Annotated in this window: 17 protein-coding genes; 7 read left to right on the top strand and 10 right to left on the bottom strand. The window is 44.3% G+C overall.

The annotated features are described in order from the left end of the window. Window positions 1-49 precede the first annotated feature (49 nt). The 5 genes from AC4EHK_RS16265 (at window position 50) to AC4EHK_RS16245 (ending at window position 3,152) form a co-directional block, all read left to right on the top strand. On the top strand, window positions 50-469 hold the full coding sequence (locus tag AC4EHK_RS16265; RefSeq protein WP_490979817.1) for a YtxH domain-containing protein: 420 nt from the start codon (window positions 50-52) through the stop codon (window positions 467-469). A gap of 220 nt (window positions 470-689) precedes the next feature. Next, entirely contained in the window at window positions 690-1,253 is a 564-nt protein-coding gene (locus tag AC4EHK_RS16260) for an HTH-type transcriptional regulator Hpr (protein ID WP_490979816.1), read from the top strand. A 101-nt stretch (window positions 1,254-1,354) separates the two neighbouring features. Next, window positions 1,355-1,900: a DUF3267 domain-containing protein gene (locus tag AC4EHK_RS16255; RefSeq protein WP_490979815.1), complete on the top strand. Its 546-nt coding sequence runs from the start codon at window positions 1,355-1,357 to the stop codon at window positions 1,898-1,900. Window positions 1,901-1,961: 61 nt separating this feature from the next. After that, window positions 1,962-2,147, top strand: coding sequence for a hypothetical protein (locus tag AC4EHK_RS16250; RefSeq protein ID WP_490979814.1), 186 nt, complete (start codon window positions 1,962-1,964; stop codon window positions 2,145-2,147). Window positions 2,148-2,255: 108 nt separating this feature from the next. After that, window positions 2,256-3,152, top strand: coding sequence for a peptidylprolyl isomerase (locus AC4EHK_RS16245; protein WP_490979813.1), 897 nt, complete (start codon window positions 2,256-2,258; stop codon window positions 3,150-3,152). 50 nt (window positions 3,153-3,202) lie between these two features. Here AC4EHK_RS16245 and yhaM read toward each other — a convergent pair whose 3' ends face one another. The 5 genes from yhaM to AC4EHK_RS16220 all read right to left on the bottom strand — a co-directional run bounded on the left by yhaM (window position 3,203) and on the right by AC4EHK_RS16220 (window position 10,489). Then, entirely contained in the window at window positions 3,203-4,141 is a 939-nt protein-coding gene (gene yhaM, locus AC4EHK_RS16240) for a 3'-5' exoribonuclease YhaM (RefSeq protein WP_490979812.1), read from the bottom strand. Then, window positions 4,138-6,978 (bottom strand): ATP-binding protein, encoded by a 2,841-nt coding sequence (locus AC4EHK_RS16235; RefSeq protein ID WP_490979811.1) that lies wholly within the window; start codon window positions 6,976-6,978, stop codon window positions 4,138-4,140. The genes yhaM and AC4EHK_RS16235 overlap by 4 nt, the downstream gene beginning before the upstream one ends. Before the next feature lie 4 nt (window positions 6,979-6,982). After that, complete coding sequence (locus tag AC4EHK_RS16230; RefSeq protein WP_490979810.1) at window positions 6,983-8,200, bottom strand: metallophosphoesterase family protein; 1,218 nt, start codon at window positions 8,198-8,200, stop codon at window positions 6,983-6,985. A 146-nt stretch (window positions 8,201-8,346) separates the two neighbouring features. Further along, complete coding sequence (locus AC4EHK_RS16225) at window positions 8,347-9,597, bottom strand: ABC transporter permease (protein WP_490979809.1); 1,251 nt, start codon at window positions 9,595-9,597, stop codon at window positions 8,347-8,349. Then, on the bottom strand, window positions 9,590-10,489 hold the full coding sequence (locus AC4EHK_RS16220) for an ABC transporter ATP-binding protein (RefSeq protein ID WP_490979808.1): 900 nt from the start codon (window positions 10,487-10,489) through the stop codon (window positions 9,590-9,592). Before AC4EHK_RS16220 ends, AC4EHK_RS16225 begins: the two co-directional genes overlap by 8 nt. Window positions 10,490-10,616: 127 nt before the next feature. Here AC4EHK_RS16220 and AC4EHK_RS16215 point away from each other — a divergent pair, with 127 nt between their 5' ends. Then, window positions 10,617-10,802: a YhzD family protein gene (locus AC4EHK_RS16215; protein WP_490979807.1), complete on the top strand. Its 186-nt coding sequence runs from the start codon at window positions 10,617-10,619 to the stop codon at window positions 10,800-10,802. A 40-nt stretch (window positions 10,803-10,842) separates the two neighbouring features. Here the strand turns inward: AC4EHK_RS16215 and AC4EHK_RS16210 are convergent, their stop codons facing one another. The 3 genes from AC4EHK_RS16210 to AC4EHK_RS16200 all read right to left on the bottom strand — a co-directional run bounded on the left by AC4EHK_RS16210 (window position 10,843) and on the right by AC4EHK_RS16200 (window position 13,223). Beyond that, window positions 10,843-11,622: an enoyl-CoA hydratase gene (locus AC4EHK_RS16210; RefSeq protein WP_490979806.1), complete on the bottom strand. Its 780-nt coding sequence runs from the start codon at window positions 11,620-11,622 to the stop codon at window positions 10,843-10,845. Window positions 11,623-11,711: 89 nt separating this feature from the next. Further along, the gene (locus AC4EHK_RS16205) at window positions 11,712-12,059 is read right to left on the bottom strand and encodes a YlbF family regulator (protein WP_142828736.1); all 348 of its coding nucleotides are present in this window, start codon (window positions 12,057-12,059) and stop codon (window positions 11,712-11,714) included. Window positions 12,060-12,080: 21 nt separating this feature from the next. Then, window positions 12,081-13,223, bottom strand: a complete 1,143-nt coding sequence (locus AC4EHK_RS16200) for a DUF445 domain-containing protein (protein WP_490979805.1) — start codon at window positions 13,221-13,223, stop codon at window positions 12,081-12,083. An 81-nt stretch (window positions 13,224-13,304) separates the two neighbouring features. Here AC4EHK_RS16200 and AC4EHK_RS16195 point away from each other — a divergent pair, with 81 nt between their 5' ends. Beyond that, the gene (locus tag AC4EHK_RS16195) at window positions 13,305-13,508 is read left to right on the top strand and encodes a YheE family protein (protein WP_490979804.1); all 204 of its coding nucleotides are present in this window, start codon (window positions 13,305-13,307) and stop codon (window positions 13,506-13,508) included. Between the two features lie 109 nt (window positions 13,509-13,617). Here AC4EHK_RS16195 and AC4EHK_RS16190 read toward each other — a convergent pair whose 3' ends face one another. Both AC4EHK_RS16190 and AC4EHK_RS16185 read right to left on the bottom strand, forming a co-directional pair. Beyond that, a complete protein-coding gene (locus AC4EHK_RS16190; protein ID WP_490979803.1) occupies window positions 13,618-15,372 on the bottom strand; it encodes an ABC transporter ATP-binding protein in 1,755 nt (584 codons plus the stop codon). A 2-nt stretch (window positions 15,373-15,374) separates the two neighbouring features. Continuing rightward, window positions 15,375-17,111, bottom strand: a complete 1,737-nt coding sequence (locus AC4EHK_RS16185) for an ABC transporter ATP-binding protein (protein ID WP_490979802.1) — start codon at window positions 17,109-17,111, stop codon at window positions 15,375-15,377. Window positions 17,112-17,214 lie beyond the last annotated feature (103 nt).

Raw genomic sequence — 17,214 nt, 5'->3', positions numbered from 1 at the left:
GGTAAAATAAAGGAAAAGAAGCATATAGGATGAAAGGGGCGTTTCATACATGAAAGCATCAAGATTTTTCTTAGGATTAGCAACAGGGTTAGTGGCTGGAGCTGCAACAGCGTTATTCTCTGCTCCACAATCAGGGCCAGAGTTCCGTACGACGGTGAAATCGACATCGGCTGAGTGGAAAGAGTACTTAAATGACCTAAAAGAAAAAGTAAATGGCTTAAAAGAGTCGATTAATCATTTGACAGAAGAAGCCAAAACACAGCTTCCTGAAGCAATTGATGGGTTGAAAGCTTCACTTGAAACTTGGACAGAGAGCACCGCTCCGGCTAAAGAACACCTTCAGCTGGAAATCATGGCCATCCAAAATGCCATCGAAGAGTTGCAAAACACGATCAGCAAAGACAAGAAAGATAAAGATGATGATAAACCGAAAAAAGAAAAAGTCGATGACGATACACAAAGTGCTTAATCTGCTGCCCTCACAGGCGGCTTTTTATTTAGTCAAAATCACCACGCTTGTTTGGCAAAAAACCCTTCACTGCAAGGAAGATCCTCCTTCCAAATCTGCATTTCATTAATATCAGAATATTTCATATTTTACCTGTAAATTATTTTACTATTCTTACTTTAATTACGTTTGCTTTACTGCTATAATAAAGAAAATATTTCGGAAGAAAGTTGGTGCTTGTGTGAACGAGAAGGAATATACCATGAAAGAGGCTATGTTGTTTAGCCAACGCATTGGGCAATTATCAAAAGCGTTATGGAAAGCTGTCGAAAAAGACTGGCAAATGTGGATAAAACCTTATGATTTGAATATTAATGAGCACCACATTCTTTGGATTTCCTACCACTTAAAGGGAGCTTCCATCTCAGATGTTGCTAAATTTGGCGTCATGCATGTATCAACAGCTTTTAATTTTTCGAAAAAGTTGGAAGAACGTGAATTGCTGTCTTTTTCAAAACGTGACACTGACAAACGGAATACGTATGTACAGTTGACCGAAAAAGGTGAAAAGTTGATGCAGGAAATGATAGAAAACTATCATGACACGCCACACTCGGTTATTGATGGGTCCCTTCCTTTGCGTGAAATGTATGGAAAGTTTCCTGAATTCATGGACATCATGGCCGTGATTCGCAATATTTATGGCGATGATTTCATGGAAATTTTTGAAGCGTCCTTCAAAAATATTGAAAATAAGTTCAGTGAAGAAAATCACGTGATTACACATCAGGAAAGCAAGCAATAATCCACAATTTCCTGATTGAAATTTATGGTTGCATTTCCCTATAAATCGTTGTATTGTATGTATCGACTCGAAAATGAATTTAGTACTTAGGAGATGCATGCATGCACTGCTGGAAAACAATCAACATGAAAAAGCAATACGGATTTGATCGACTTTTTATGATCTCTGCACTTTTTGGAATCGCGGTTTTTATGGCGTCCTATATTGGACTGGCGATCGCATACGCTGCACCATTATCCGATCAGTATTTCCTATTTTTTATTTTGGCTGTAATAGCCATTTATCCCGTTCACAAAACCTTACATTTCTTGCCAATGATCGGCTGCCATAAATCATTAAAACTCATCATCCGAAAACACATGAAAGTTTGTCCAGGAATTTCACTGCACGTCAATGAGCCGGTTTCTAAGGTCCGTTTCCTGCTGTCGCTAGCTACGCCATTTCTTGTTTTAAACACGGTTATTGTGGCAGCAAGTCTTACCATGCCTTCGTACAGCCACTACTTTGCTATGCTTTTGGCCTATCACTCGGCTCTATGTTTGACAGACCTCATCTACCTGCGCAACTTGCTGCGTTCTCCTAAGCATGCGTTTATAGAAGAAACAGAAACTGGTTTTGAAATCCTTGTGCCACCAGTGGTTAGCTGATTCCTGTTTTTTCTTCCCGTTTTTGTTATACTAGAAAGTAAAGCCAGAGGGGAGGAAACTCATGATTATCGCACTCATTGTTATGTTCTCCGTGTTTTATCTGTTTCAGATTAACCGGATGACATTGGCACTTGTCACTTCTCGGGAAATCCCGGAAGAAAATCATCAAAAAATATTCCGTACGATAAATATATTAATCACAATATTGTTGGTCTCGTTGTATGTAGGCGTAGAATTTACACCTTAAATCCACTTGCCTTATGGCAAGTGTCTTTTTTTAGGAACTTTTTAGCTGCTAAAACGTGTATACTATTGATAAGAACTGCATCTAGATAGAAGTTGGGAGCGATATTGAATGAAAAAATCTTTTTTAACAGTTACTTTAGCTGCATCTGTATTGGCATTGGCCGCATGCAGCGACAACGGTGATGGAGAAGTTATCATTACCTCTGACGCTGGAGATGTCACAAAAGATGAGCTTTATGAAGAAATGAAAACATCAATCGGTGAGCAAGCAGTCCAAATTCTCATGATTGAGAAAGTGCTTGCTGAAAATTATGAAGTGACTGACGAAGAAGTCAACGCAGAATTTGATAGCAACAAAGAAGAACTTGGAGATAGCTTTGAGCAATTTCTAACGCAAAACAACCAAACAGAAGACAGCTACAAAAAAGTCATCCGTTTGAATTTATTGCAGGAAAAAGCATTGACTGAAGGCGTCGAAGTGACAGATGAAGAAATCCAAACACAATACGAGCGCCAAGGCACTGAGTTGAACGCACGCCATATCCTCGTGGCGGATGAAGAAACAGCCAATTCTCTTAAAACAGAATTGGATGAAGGCGGCGATTTTGCTGCTTTAGCTGAAGAAAATTCTACGGACACTGCTTCTGCTGCAAATGGCGGAAACCTTGACTGGTTCGGTCCAGGAGCGATGGTTCCTGAATTCGAAGAAGTTGCATACGGCCTTGAAGTTGATGAGATCAGCGAGCCGGTAGCTTCAGAATTTGGATTCCACATTATTCAAGTTCTTGAGACGCGCCAAGTAGAAGACCAACCCGCACTTGAAGACCAAGAAGAAGACATCCGTTCTGAAATTGCACTTTCAAAAGCAGATCAAACCACTTTGCTGCCGAAAGTTGCTGAATTGATGGAAGAAGCCAATGTAGAAATCCAAGACGAAGATCTTGAAGGCGCTTTGGATGATATTTTAAATCCAGAACCCGCTCCAGAAGCTGCTCCTGCAGAATAATAAATGAAACCCAAAACCCCCACTTCCTTGTTTGGAAGTGGGGGTTTTTCTCAAATCTTCGGTTTGTAGAATGAGCGATTATCCAATGCAAAGACGCGTTCGGAAAACTCGCCTTCTTTGGTTTTTCCAAGAACGCGGTCCAGCATCATCATCTTGGCATCGATGTTATCGATATAATGCAAGATTTCCGCTTCTTTCAACATCGGTTTTTTTGGACTGCCCCACTCTTCCTTGCCGTGATGCGACAAGATGATGTGTTGAAGCAGCATTACTTCCTCTCCTTCAATCTCCAGCTCTTCCGCAGCTTTTGCCACTTCTGTCACCATGATGGAGATATGGCCGATCAAGTTGCCTTCTACAGTGTAAGTTGTAGCGATTGGACCTGAAAGCTCGATAACTTTGCCAATGTCATGCAGGATAATCCCCGCAAACAGCAAATCTTTGTTCAATCCCGGATAAATTTCCACCAACGCCTTGCCCAATTTCAGCATGGAAACGACGTGGTCTGCTAGACCTGACACGTAGTCGTGATGATTGCGCGTTGCTGCTGGAAATGTCAGAAATTGCTGCTGGTATTTTTTCAGCATGAAACGGGTAATCCGTTGAATTTGCGGATTTTCCATTTCGAACAGATACTTCATGACTTCTTCCAGCAACTCGTCTGTTGATTTTTCTGACGATGGCATTAAGTCTGCTATGGATTGATTTTCTTCGGGTTTTGCCGGCCGGATGCTTTTGATGCGCAATTGGTTTTTCCCTCTGTAGTTGTGGATTTCCCCGCCAACCCGCACAATTGTTTCCGCTGCAAATGTTTTTTCCTGTTCGTCTTTGGTATCCCATAATTTTGCTTCGATATCCCCACTTTTATCCTGCAATACCAGTGAAATAAATGGATTGCCAGTAGTTGTGACGCCCTTGATCGACTGCTTGATCAGTAAGAACTCATCGACGGTCTCTCCCACTGCACGCTGTGTAATTCCTTTAGTCATGAATGAACGCTCCTTTCGGTATTGGCCACTTTGATGATCTGCGCATTCGGCCAAGCCTCCTGCATGCCTTCGTGGCAAGTAAAATAAATGAACTGATGCTCTTTTTGCAGCTCTGTCACTAAGTTTATCATTTGCTGAAGCCGACTGCGATCAAAATGGACAAAAGCATCATCCATAATTATAGGAAAAGGATGGCTGTTCTTCATGGATTGGGCTAAAGACAGCCTCAACGCCAGATAAGCTTGTTCTTTCGTTGCCTGGCTGAGTTCCGCGATTCGGAAATAGGTGCCATCTTGTCTTTCAGCTTCGAAATAGCCAGCTGCATTCATAGCCAAGCCCTTATAGGAACCATTGGTCAATCGGTTGAAATAAAGCTGTGCATTGTCCAATACTGCCGGCAGTTTCTTGTCTTTTAATTCATCCATGGTTTGGTTGATTGCTTCCACAATCGCTTTGTTGATGGACCATTGGCTTGCCAACTCTGCAAATTCAGCCTTTTTCTCTTCAAATTCCTGCTGTTTTTCTTCATAAGAAGTATCCGACAATAACAAACGTGTCAGCTGCTGCTTATCGGCATGTTCAGCCAATAGCTGGTTTCGCTCCGTTTTGCACTGGGCCAAATGGAGCTGTCCCTTCTCTAATGCCAGTTGAATCCCTTCAGGCTGCCAGTCATCTCCTAAGTCCACTTCTCCAATGGCTGACAGTTGGCCATCAATTAGCACAAGTTCTTTTTCCAGCTGCTGTTTTCGCTCCCACTCTTCCGATGTCTGGTAATATGCAGAAACATCTTTTGCATGGGCATAGTCCAACAAAACAAACTGCTCTTTTTCAAGCTGATTACGGTAAACCGTCAAGCGGTCAATCTCCTGCTGCAGCTCTGCTTTTTTTTCTTCCCCTTTTAACCAGTATTCCTGCTTTTGCTTTCGTTGCGTCAGTTCTGTACGCAAGGCTGGGATCAGCTCACCCGCAGCGAGTTCTTTGCCGCACACTGCCTCTGCTTTGTCCAGCCACTCTTTTTGGCGCTCTTCCAACAGCTGAATTTCTGTCGTGATCCGCTCCAGTCTCGAGTAGATGCCTTGTACGTTCCGAAGTTTTTCGAAGAGCTCCAGCACCATGGTTCGGCTTGCTTGAGGCTGAATGCCAATTTCAAGCAGGAACTGTTGGTAGGCGGCTCTTGCAGGCGGATTGTGGTTTTCTGCCGAATAGAGAGCGAGCTTCTTTTTGTTGGCATCCCGTTGCGCCATTAGACTATCCAAATGGTGGTCAAATTCTGAAACTTTTCTTGATATGGCTTCGTGTTCGCTTTCTTTCCCATCGTATTCTTTTAAAATTGCCTGGTATCCTGTTGAGAACTCTACCGGTTTAGCCATTTTCAAAAACAGCCAGACGCCAGCTCCGATTGCCGCTATCCCCAGCACCACCATTAGGACGGATGGCTCCATCAATCCAAAAACCGTTATGATCAGGCCCAGAGCCATTAACATGTAGTTGACGAGCCGATCCTTTCCACTAGTGGCAGTTTGAAACTTTGAAGCTGCTTTTGCTTCAGCCAATTTAACCGAAATTGCTGGCCACTGTTCTGCTGCCAAGCGTTCTTTTCCGGAGGGCTCACCTGCTAAAAATGAAGTCAGCTCCTTTTCCGTCTGTGCCAGTTTGTTTTTTTCCTCCTGTAGATTGCGAAGACGGTAACGCTGATCCTCTTCTTCGACATCCAAGTCTTTCAGTATGCTGACCAATTGCTCTTCGTTGCTCAAAGAAACATCCACAGCCAGGGCTTGCTGTTCAGACAAGCCAAGCAGCAGTAAAGTTGTTTGGCGGTCTTCTGACAGCTGTGCATGCTCACTGCGTTTATGCTCCAGCTGCAGTCTCAATTGATGCCAGTCAGTTTCACGGTTCAACAGGTTTTCCAGCGCCAAAATGGATTCTCCAGCCTCCAATTCTGGCATGCGGTTCTGCTGATTGGTTAAATGCTCCAGGCTGGCTTTGGTTTCCGACAGTTTATCCACCAATCGGTCCATCTGCCTTTTGCCATCCACCGGAAATTGTTTAAAGCCCAATGCTTTGATTTGTTCAGCCAATGCTTTTTTGTCCGAAAGCAATGGTGCTGCCTGTTGCCATTTGCCAAGTTGCTTTCGTTTTTGTTCCGTTGTCATTTCTTCAGTTTCAATTGCGATCAAACGCAACTCAATTTCCCGCAGCCGCTCCAAATAAGGAGCATATAGCTCGGTCTGTTGCCGGTATTCCTTCAGCTCGGCTTCAATGGCACGGAGTTCGTCTGCCAACACATTTATTTCCGGATTGCGGCCACTCTTTTTGAAGAGCAACGCCAGTTCCTTTTCAAGCTGGTTTTCCAAACGTGTCACTGTATCAATGCCAGTTGTCCCAGAAGCCAGCAAAGTTCGGCTCAGCTCCGTTTCATTTAGCCCTTCAAGCCCTTGCAGCTCATGAATGGAAAAAGAAAAAACGGCTTCAAACGAGTCCCGGTCATAACTGCGCAACAACTGCTTTAATTCTGCTTCTGACCCTCTTGTGCCATCTTCAAAAAAGATTGTCACATCCCCAGCAGATTTCCCGTTTATTCGTTCCACTACAAGCTTCCCATAGTCCGGATCGGTAATATGGAGCTGACCGCCATATTTCCCGCCGTTCTTTGGTTCATAGCGCAATTGTGCATGATTGCGAGACGGAAAGCCAAACAGAATTTGAATGATAAATTGCTGCATGGTTGTTTTCCCAGCTTCATTGGGGCCATAAAATAATGCCAGTTGGTCCGTCAACTCAATTGTCCGATTTTCATGTTTGCCGAAACCGTAGATGACCAGTTTGTCGATTTTCATTCGGTTACTCTCCTGCCTGCATACTGCGTTGAATTTTTTGTGCGGCGGCCCGTTGAAGATCTGCGACGGACTGATCTTCCAGAGGTTCTAAAAAGCGGCTGCTTTTGGGGTGTCTGTATAAATCCTTTAAAACAACTTTCCAGTCTTCTGTGCTCCAACCATCCATTGTTTGAATTAGCGAAACCCCAAGAGGCGAAAGTTCTGTTTCCATCCCTGCTTTCTGAATTTGAATTCCTTGAATCCAACAAAAATGGTCCAGCACATCCAGCGATTCCTGTAAGGTTTCCAGCAGTTCACTTTCTGGAATTTCGGATAGCAGCTGCAAACTTTCCTCATCCAGTTCTGTAAAGACGACATCGACTATTGCTGTTCCTATCGCCTCTCCCAAAAAACTGATTCTATTTCGGCAGGCATCGATCAATTCGTTCATGTGAGAGATTCCTTTGACTGAGATCGCTAGCTGCTCGAATTGTACGACTGAGGTTGGAATAAATTCCAGGGAAGTTTCACTTTTTGACAAGGTCACGTCGTAAAATCCCTTTGCGCCAGTTTCTTTGCGATGGCGCCCTTGAATGTTGCCGGGGTAAACAATTGACGGCTCGCGGAACAGTTCTTGACGCTTATGAATATGGCCAAGTGCCCAATAATCATACTGTTTGCTGAGCAGCTGCTCTTTTTTAAAAGGTGCATACACAGCATGTGTCGACTCACCGTCAAGACTGCCATGCAGCAAGCCAATGTGGTATTCTTGCGTACTTTGCGCTGCCGGGTATTGTTCCACCATCGATTCGCTGACATGGCGTTTGCCATAACTGAAACCGGTAAAGGTTACCGGACCACTTGCCGTTTCCAATTTAAATTGAGAGACGGAATCACCAAACGCATGGACATTTTTTGGCAGTTCAAAACGCGTCCAATTGCCGCTTAAGTGATCATGATTGCCGTAGCTGAGTATGACCGGAATTTCCTTTTCTGAGAGCTTTTGCATTCCTTGCTGAAAGCGTGCTTGTGCACGGATGCTTCGGTCTTCTCCGTCGTAGATGTCTCCGACTATCAGCACAAAATCAGGCTGCTCATCCAGCGCATGCTGAACGAGCCGGTCAAAAGCATCCAAGGTGCTGTCTTTCAGCTTTTTCCAATGTTCTTTCCGCAAGCCCTTCATGCCGATAAACGGGCTGCCCAAATGCAAATCTGCCGTGTGGATAAATCGAATCGATTCCATAATTAACCCCTCTTAAAGACCGAATATTTGTTCTTATTTTACCATGGAAATCCCATAAAAAAAACTGTTTGCAAGAAACTTCCTGCAAACAGCTTTCTTAAGGTTCTGCCAAAAAAGTTCACCTTTTATAATGGTGCTGACATCTACTACTTATTATTCCCTAAACGGATCGCTTTACGGATATCTTTCAGTGACTGGGATGAGCCATACATTAGAACGCCTCCGCGGTAAACGCGGGCGCCGAACCAGCCGAGGATGCCGATGGTCACCAGCATGATCCCGATCGACAACAGCGGCTCCCACAGCGGCAAATCGAGCATGCCGACGCGCAGGAACATCACTAAAGGCGCAAAAAATGGAATAAAAGAGGAGACGGTCACATAACCGGCTTCCGGTATGGAAATGCCTGAAAATGCGATAAGCGATCCGATAATAATCAAAATCATCATCGGCAGCATCAATTGCTGCACATCTTCTGTCCGGCTGACCAATGATCCAAGCAAAGCTGCCAGCACTGCATACAGGAAATAGCCCAACAGGAAAAAGAGAATCGCAAAAAGGAATGTACTGATTTTGACTTCAGAAAAGCCCATAACGCTAAAGAAGCCTTCCGTCAGATCCGTGCCAGCCGTTTGAATGGCAAAATAGCCAGCCAATCCGAAAATCATCATCTGCAAAATCCCCAAACTGCCGATGCCTAAAATTTTTGCAAACATGTGCTTAACCGGCGACACGCTGGAAATGAGGATTTCCATGACACGGGAAGATTTTTCCGTTGCCACTTCCATAGCAATCATGTTCGGGTAGTAGATCACTGCCACATAAATGAGCATGATGAGAACATAAACCAGCCCTCTTGCCTGGCTCAGTTCTTCTTGGGATTTAGACGATTCTGAGACTGCCTGGCGCTCAAATTCGACTGGCATAAATAGCTGGCCTACCTGGTTATCATCCAAACCAAGCGATTCCGCAGTCAATGCTGTATGTAAGGCTTGAACTGCCGTTTCAATCTCGATGCCGCTTCCTAATTCATTGGCAGATTCTGAAATATAGCGGGCTCCCAATTGATCATTTTGTGTTAACACCAAATAGTCGTCAATTGTGCCTTCCCCAATGCTTTCTTGCAACTCATCTTCAGTCAAGTACGTCGGTACAGCTTCGATTCCACTGTCCATTAAATCCAATTGAGCTTGCAGTTCCGCCATTAGCCCTGTGGTTTCATCCAGAACATGCAACACATTTTCTTCAGCTTCATCGCCGTCAAAAGCTGCGATGATGTTTGGTATGTTTGCCAGCAGAAAAAAAGAGGCAACAACAACCAATGTTGTGATAATAAACGATTTTGTTTTTGCTTTAGTCAGAAATGCCTGCTTGAAAATAATCCAGAAACTATGCATGATTTTTCCCCACTTTCGCAATGAAAATTTCTTCCAAAGAAGGTTCTTCTACTGCAAAATGGCGAAGCGTCCCAAGGTTCATCGCGTTTGCCAATAGCACTTGTGCCACCTCTTCATCAGAAATTTGAAACAATGCGCCGTCTTTGGTTTTGGTGAAATGGTCGACGCCGTGAATTGTACTCAATCCGCTCAGGTCGGCATCCATATTCAAGCGGACTTTTTGCTTGCCAAATGACCGCTTCACTTCTTTAATGGAACCGCCGACCACAACTTTGCCGCGATCCAAAATGCTCATGTCATCGCATAATTCTTCCACATGGTCCATGCGGTGACTGGAAAAGACAATGGTTGCTCCTTGTTTTTGGAAGTCCAAAATAGCTCGTTTCAGCATCTCCACATTTACTGGATCAAGCCCAGAAAAAGGTTCATCCAATATGAGCAGTGAAGGCTTGTGCAGGAGCGACGCAATCAACTGAATTTTTTGCTGATTTCCTTTTGACAGTTCTTCTACTTTTTTCTGTCCATAATGCGGCACTTCAAAGCGTTCCAGCCAAGCAGACGTTTCACGTTTGGCATCCGATTTCGACATCTTGCGCAACTGAGCCAAATACACCAGCTGCTCTTCCACTTTCATTTTAGGATACAGTCCGCGCTCTTCCGGCAAATAGCCAATTTCCGGACTGTTTGCATAGGTAATGGGTTTTCCTTTCCAACGGACGGTGCCATGGGTTGGATCCAACAGCCCGAGAATCATTCGAAAGGTTGTCGTCTTGCCGGCACCATTTGCCCCGAGAAATCCATGCATTCCCCCTTCTTCAATCGACAGCGACAGATTGTCCACTGCCGTAAAGTCACCGAACTTTTTTGTCACTCGTTCAACATGCAAAGCCATTTCCGCTCGCCCCTCTCTTTCTACTTACTACGAAGCATCTGCCGAAATGTTTCAACAATTGCAGGACTTTTCAAAAGAAACCCTTTATACTTAAACTGAATATCCATTCAGAAGGGATTGAATTTGCTTGAAAACCTACAAATTGACTGCATTCGAAAAAACAGGAAAACAAATTCTGGACGAAACATTTACAGCTGAAACAGATGAAGAGGCACGCGGCAAAGGACAAGGGATTTTGGAAGAAAAAGAATTGCTCAAACAAACGCATCGATTAGCGTCACCAACCGGCAAACTTCTTCTTTTCCATTCATAAGCGCACAAAAAACATGGCGGAAAATTCCCGCCATGTTTTTTTAATTGCCTTTAAATTCAGGTTTGCGCTTTTCGACAAAGGCCTGTATGCCTTCCAAGTGGTCGGCCGATTTTCGCATCGCTGCTTGCGCTGCCGCTTCCATCTCCAACACTTCCTCCAACTCATGGACCTTCAGCTGATGAAGTATGTGCTTGGATGCAAGCTTGGCACTGACCGGAGAGGCGATGGTTTCTGCTGCGTAGGCTTCCGCTTGTTCCAAGCCACGCCCTTCGGCAGTTACTTCTTCGATTAGGCCTTTTGCGAGTGCATCATGTGCTTTTAAAGTTTGTCCAGTCCAAATAATCTGTCGGGCTTTCGGCACGCCGACACGCTCTTTCATGAAGAAATGGCCCCCGCCATCCGGCACCAGCCCGATGCCAATGAAGTTCATCGCCAATTTGCTGTTTTCTTCTGCAATGACATGGTCGCAAGCTAAAGCCATACTAAATCCAAGTCCTGCCGATGCCCCGTGAATGGCAGCAATCGTAATTTGTGGCAGCGTGTAAAGCGCTTTGGCCAAGCGGCTGACATCTTTCATGACCAACTCAATGTCCATTGGGTTTTCCGGATCCATCATTTCTTTAATGTCGCCGCCAGCTGAGAACGCACGCCCTTCTCCGCGAATAATCAACACTTGCACAGTGCTGTCCTGAAGCAGTGATTCAAAGCAATCCGCCAATTCTTTCATCATCGTTCCGTTCATGGCGTTCATCGATTTCGGCCGATTCAATACCAAATGGCCAATTCGTCCTTGTTTCGTCAATCTAATCGTCTCGTACATAAAAAAAGACACCCCTTCGTAAAAATGAATTGTCATTCACCTTTACGTATTCGGGGTGTCTCTGTGTAATTCCTTTATTTCAGAAAAAATTACATGCTTTCGTATAAAGATTGTACCGGTTTGATCAAGACGCGGTTTACTTCTTCGATCATTTGGCTCAATCCCATTTCGGCTTCAAGCATTGCCAAGATTTTTTCGTTTTGCTGAGCTGCTTGTGCTGTGCTTTGCGCGTTCATCATTTCTTCTTCTGTAATTTCTTCACCTTGTGTTTGCTTTTGCTGAAGAGAAATCTGTAAATCGCGGAAGCTCTTGAACAATTCGTTTGCTTCGTTGTCTGAAGTGACTTGTGCAACAGCCTCCTCCAATTTCTTGAACTCGTCTGTCGAACGGAACGTGCTTTCCAATTTGTTGATGTCGTCGTAAATGTTTACTGCCATTTTCATCATTCTCCTCTGTTTTTAGTTTAGTATCATAACGAAAATTCCTTGGAAGATCCCGATGAATCCTCCCAGAAAAGCGCCCAATACGGTAATCATCTTAAATTCTCTCCGTGATATCCCAAGCACCAATTCTTCCAGGCGGCTGAGCGGCAGAGAATCGACTTGCTCTTTCACCATACCTTCCATATCAATCTTCAATATGGTTTCTTCCAGTTTATGCTCTCCTTGCTCGAAGACAAAGTCTGTCACAAGTGGAGTAATATTGACACTTGTCCATTCTAACCCTCCAGGCCAAGTCTCTGCAAGTGTTGCGTTTAAACGCGTGGATACCGCTGCTTTTTCACGGACATACTGCTTTACTGCGTCCAATGCCGGCTCAAAATCAAATTCATTTAATAGTTCATCGACTCTCCGGTCTTGTACTTTCTCCCATTCACTGTACGCCAACGTTCCAACCAGTTCAAAGGTTCTCGGTGAATTAAGGAATTTAATGATTTCCGGTTGAATGCGGTCGACTAGAGGCTTGGACTCGCCAAGCAGGGAATGCAGCATATGGCCAAAGCGTCCGCGTGACTCAAGAAACTCATCCAGCAACGACTTGATGGTTTGTCTGCCATGCGGTGATTCAAAATAAGTTGTACCTTGGTCAATCGCATACTGCACACCTTCAAACAGCTTTGTCTCCGCTTCAACTTTCCAGTTGTCTGGCATTAGTTCACGAATGGTTTTTCCAGAAATATAAGATTGAAGAGAATCTTTTTGCAGGTCAACCAGTTCATCCAGCTTGGTTTCGATTTTCACATCTACACCTGTTTGCCCAGCTGCCAGGAGCCAGTCATTAAAAGATTTCGGTGAGTCGAACAAGTGCTTATCCAGCTGCCGGTTGATCCATTTTTCTGTTTTCATATGCATTTCTTTATTAAAAAAACGTTTTTTGAACGTTTCCGGTGTTAATAAATGTTCTACGACCGTTCGTCCGAGTTGACGAGATAGTTCATCACGCCGCTTAGGAATCAAACCCGGCGTCAGCGGAATCCGCCATTTGCCAATGTATTTTGCCTCATACGGCCAAAAAAGCATTTTGATTGCGAGGTGATTGGTAACGCCACCGATCAATGCGCCGACCACTGCCATAAAAGCTAACGTCCATATAATATTCACTGTTGTCACTCTTTTCTTTTTCTGCTTTGTGTATTCGTAGTATTCCCCTATAATGGAGGAGTAAGGCAAAGGAGGATCTGCATGCTTCAGCATTTTAAATTCACACCGATGTTTGAAAATCATCAACTGCCAGGATGGAACATTTCCTTCTTTTATAAAAACGAACGGATAACCGGAGAGTATCATCCGGATGGCAGCATCAGTTGGAATTCAACGCCCCCTCAAGACGAAGAGACCATCAAAACCATGATTCATGAGCTCATGCTCTACCATGTATACGATTAAAGCGCGGGAAAGTTCCTGCGCTTTTTTCGTTCGCTGTTTCAATTATAGGGAACACCAGCCGAATTTAACAGCGATAGCTTCTTTACAGACAAAAAAGGGAATGTCCCTTTTACCCAACAGATTGGGTTTGGGACATTCCTGATTGAATTTTATACATTTGGAAATAGGTGCCGCCGAGTTTCATTAGTTCTTCATGAGAACCTGATTCTGCAATTTCGCCTTTTTCCAGTACTAATATGCGATCGGCATTTTTGATTGTTGATAAACGATGCGCAATGATAAAGGTTGTTCTGCCCTTTTTCAATACGTCCATCGCGTGCTGAATGATTTCTTCTGTCTCTGTATCAATATTGGATGTGGCTTCGTCCAATATTAAAATAGCTGGATCGAATGCCAGGGCACGGGCAAAGGACACCAATTGCCGCTGTCCAGAAGAAAGCGTGCTGCCTTTTTCGACCACCGGCTCGTCGATTCCTTTCGGCAAGTGGGCCAATACCCGCTCACCGCCAACCGCCGCCAATGCATCAATCACCATTTCTCTGGTGATTCGTTCATCGCCAAGCGTTACATTTGATTCGATTGTTCCGCTGAACAAGTAAGGGTCTTGCAGAACAATGCCCATGTGCTGCCTGATTGATTGCCTTGGCATGTCATTAATGTTAACGCCGTCAATCGTAATTGTCCCTTTCGAAACATCATAAAAGCGGAACAACAAGTTCATGATAGAACTTTTGCCAGAACCAGTATGGCCAACTAATGCCACTGTTTCCCCCTGCTTTGCTTCAAAAGAAAGATCTTTCAGCACATACTCCTGTTCCTTATAAGCAAACCAAACTTTCTCAAACCGAACATTTCCTTGGTAACGCGCAAGTTTCTTATCGACGACTGCTTCCCCGCTCTGATCCAGCAAACGGAATACCCGTTCTGCCGCGACCAAAGCTTGTTCGAGACGGCCAAACTGATTAACGATGCCGCTGATCGGATTAAACAGCCGAATGATGTAGTCGATAAATGCATACAACACACCAACTGTGACGATGGTATTGCCGGACATGGAAGCTCCTCCAAAATACCAAACAAACAGGATGAAGGTCATTGACCGCAATACTCCCACCAAATTGTAGGAAGCTGCTCCTTCAAGCACCAATAATTTCTTTTGGTACTTGTAATGCTCATCGTTCATTTCCTCAAATTCATCTTTCATCTTGCGTTCCCGGCGGAATGCCTGAATAATGGTCATCCCTTGGACCGACTCGTTGATCATGGCATTCATTTCACTGACTTTCTCCCGCACCACATGATTGTAGCGGGCTGCATACTTGCGGTAAATCAGCATCCAAATATACAGCAAGGGAATCAGCACCAAGGTCATGGCCGCCATTTTCCAATCAAGGTAAAACAACGCAACGTAAATCCCGCCCATGTACATAAAGCTTGTCGCAAATTGAGACAATACCGTCACGAATAAATCGCGGATGGCTTCTGTATCATTGGTAATGCGGGCCACTACTTTTCCTGCCGGCAAATTATCGAAATAACGAATCGGCAAGGTTTGTGTATGCTCGTAAACATCATTGCGCATTTTCCGGATAATCCGATTGGCTCCTTTTTGCAACAAAATGGATTGCCAATAACGGAAAAACGCCGTCACGATTGCCAGTGCGAAAAACAAAGCCAAGAGATACGCGATCGGCTCAAAGTCCACCGTCTCTCCTGACACGGCTATGTGATTATCAATGATCTCCATAGCGATCAGCGGTGCGGCTAAATCGGCTGCCACTGCAATCGCCAACATGATTAACCCCCATGTCAGGACGCTTTTAAAGTTTAATGCGTATTGCAGTAATCGTTTTCCTGTCCCCATGTCTACACCTCCTCGATTTGCTGTCGGAGGAATTGTTCGTTATACCAGCCTTTTGTTTTCAGCAAATCACCATGAGTTCCTTCTTCTATAATTTTTCCATCATCAAGTACGACAATCCAATCGGCATGCTTCACTGCAGAGAGCCGGTGCGTAGTGATGATGGTTGTTTTGCCGGAACGTTCAGCCTGGATGTTTTCAATGATGCGTGCTTCTGTTTTCGCATCGACTGCTGATAAGGAATCATCCAGTATCAAGATTTCCGGGTTTTTAATCAATGCACGAGCGATCGAAATCCGTTGCTTTTGACCACCCGATAACGCAACACCTTTCTCGCCAACCAATGTATCCAGCCCATTTGGCAAGAGCGCCAAATCTTTTTCAAAATAAGACAAGCGAAGGGCTTCGATCAATTCTTCTTCACTGGCATCCGATTTGCCGAACAAAATATTTTCTCGAATCGTTCGTGAAAACAGCACATGATCCTGCGGAACATAGCCGATCCAGCTGCGCAATTGATCTTTTGTCAATTTCTTTAATTCGATTCCATTCATTAAAATGGACCCTTGTCCGGTTGGATACTCCCTCATCAACTGCTTGACGAAAGTCGTTTTCCCACTGCCCGTCTTGCCGACAACCCCCAATGTTTGTCCACTGTTCATCGAAAGATTGATGCCTTGAAGATTGATGGAACTGGACTGTGGATAAGTAAAGCTGAAATCCTTAAAGCCGATCTGTTCCGGACGACCGGTTTTGACAGGTTCTTTCGGATCTGTGACATCTTCCGGATAGTCCAAAGTTTCATTGACACGATCCAAAGAGGCATTTCCCCGCTGCAGGATATTGATGAGTTCGCCTATTGCAAACATTGGCCAAACAATCATCCCCAAGTAAACGTTAAACGCTACTAAATCTCCGAGTGACATCGTTCCCTCTGCTACTAAAAAAGCTCCATAGCCGAGGCCCACCATATAACTAATCGATGTCAGCACTTTGGTCACCGGCGCAAATAAAGCATCAATCCGCTCTACAGCCATATTCTTTTCATAAACATCGTCTGTCATGTCAGCAAATTGCTGTTCTGAAGCGCGCTCCTGGACATAGGCCCGGATGACGCGAACGCCTCCGACCGACTCCAGCACACTGTCATTCATATCGCCGAACGCTTCTTGCGCTTCCATATAGCGGGCATGAATTTTCTTGCCTAGCATTTGGACCACAATCGCTAAAATTGGCAATGGGATCATGGCGAAAAAGGTCAACTCCCAAGAAACCAGCATACCCATTGCAATGATGATGGTTGCCATATATAAAGTAGAATCCACCAATGTCAAAATACCGAATCCAGCTGTTTCAGAAATGGCCTTTAAATCATTGGTGGCACGAGCCATCAAGTCGCCTGTTCGATTTTTCTCGTAAAATGTCGGCGTCATCTTTAAAAACTGTCCCATCAAACTGGAACGAAGCTGCCGCTCAATTACGTACGCACCGCCAAACAATTGGTACTGCCAAACAAAATTGATTAAATAGGCTAGCACCATGGCTGCTGCCAAGACAGCAATATACTGCCACATCAATTGTGCCGTCAATTCTCCTTGGGCAATAGAGTCGATGGCGACGCCAATCAGCCAGGGCGGAATAATTTCTAAAATATTGGCTATAAATAGCAGCACAATCGCTGTCGTATACCGCAGCCAATTTTCTTTAAAAAACCATTTTAGTTTCCATAATACATCAAACATTGTTTACGCCTTCTTTCTTTTATGCAAATCCGCTAATCGCCTTCGAGAGATTCCTTGATCATAATTTTTCCTTTGTGAAGTATTTTCATCTTCAACAGCTCCT

This window comes from Planococcus sp. TJ-307 (genome assembly GCF_058268435.1).
This window is presented reverse-complemented; position numbering and strand designations above follow the sequence as displayed.

Excerpts from the sequence above, each read along its gene's own strand:
- AC4EHK_RS16220 (WP_490979808.1), bottom strand. The coding sequence starts at position 10,489 with ATGGCTTTGCATGTTGAACGAGTGACAAAAAAGTTCGGTGACTTTACG.
- AC4EHK_RS16250 (WP_490979814.1), top strand. The coding sequence starts at position 1,962 with ATGATTATCGCACTCATTGTTATGTTCTCCGTGTTTTATCTGTTTCAG.
- AC4EHK_RS16210 (WP_490979806.1), bottom strand. The coding sequence starts at position 11,622 with ATGTACGAGACGATTAGATTGACGAAACAAGGACGAATTGGCCATTTG.
- AC4EHK_RS16255 (WP_490979815.1), top strand. The coding sequence starts at position 1,355 with ATGCACTGCTGGAAAACAATCAACATGAAAAAGCAATACGGATTTGAT.
- AC4EHK_RS16195 (WP_490979804.1), top strand. The coding sequence starts at position 13,305 with ATGCTTCAGCATTTTAAATTCACACCGATGTTTGAAAATCATCAACTG.
- AC4EHK_RS16185 (WP_490979802.1), bottom strand. The coding sequence starts at position 17,111 with ATGTTTGATGTATTATGGAAACTAAAATGGTTTTTTAAAGAAAATTGG.
- AC4EHK_RS16225 (WP_490979809.1), bottom strand. The coding sequence starts at position 9,597 with ATGCATAGTTTCTGGATTATTTTCAAGCAGGCATTTCTGACTAAAGCA.
- AC4EHK_RS16245 (WP_490979813.1), top strand. The coding sequence starts at position 2,256 with ATGAAAAAATCTTTTTTAACAGTTACTTTAGCTGCATCTGTATTGGCA.
- AC4EHK_RS16235 (WP_490979811.1), bottom strand. The coding sequence starts at position 6,978 with ATGAAAATCGACAAACTGGTCATCTACGGTTTCGGCAAACATGAAAAT.
- AC4EHK_RS16205 (WP_142828736.1), bottom strand. The coding sequence starts at position 12,059 with ATGGCAGTAAACATTTACGACGACATCAACAAATTGGAAAGCACGTTC.
- AC4EHK_RS16190 (WP_490979803.1), bottom strand. The coding sequence starts at position 15,372 with ATGGGGACAGGAAAACGATTACTGCAATACGCATTAAACTTTAAAAGC.
- AC4EHK_RS16265 (WP_490979817.1), top strand. The coding sequence starts at position 50 with ATGAAAGCATCAAGATTTTTCTTAGGATTAGCAACAGGGTTAGTGGCT.
- AC4EHK_RS16230 (WP_490979810.1), bottom strand. The coding sequence starts at position 8,200 with ATGGAATCGATTCGATTTATCCACACGGCAGATTTGCATTTGGGCAGC.
- yhaM (WP_490979812.1), bottom strand. The coding sequence starts at position 4,141 with ATGACTAAAGGAATTACACAGCGTGCAGTGGGAGAGACCGTCGATGAG.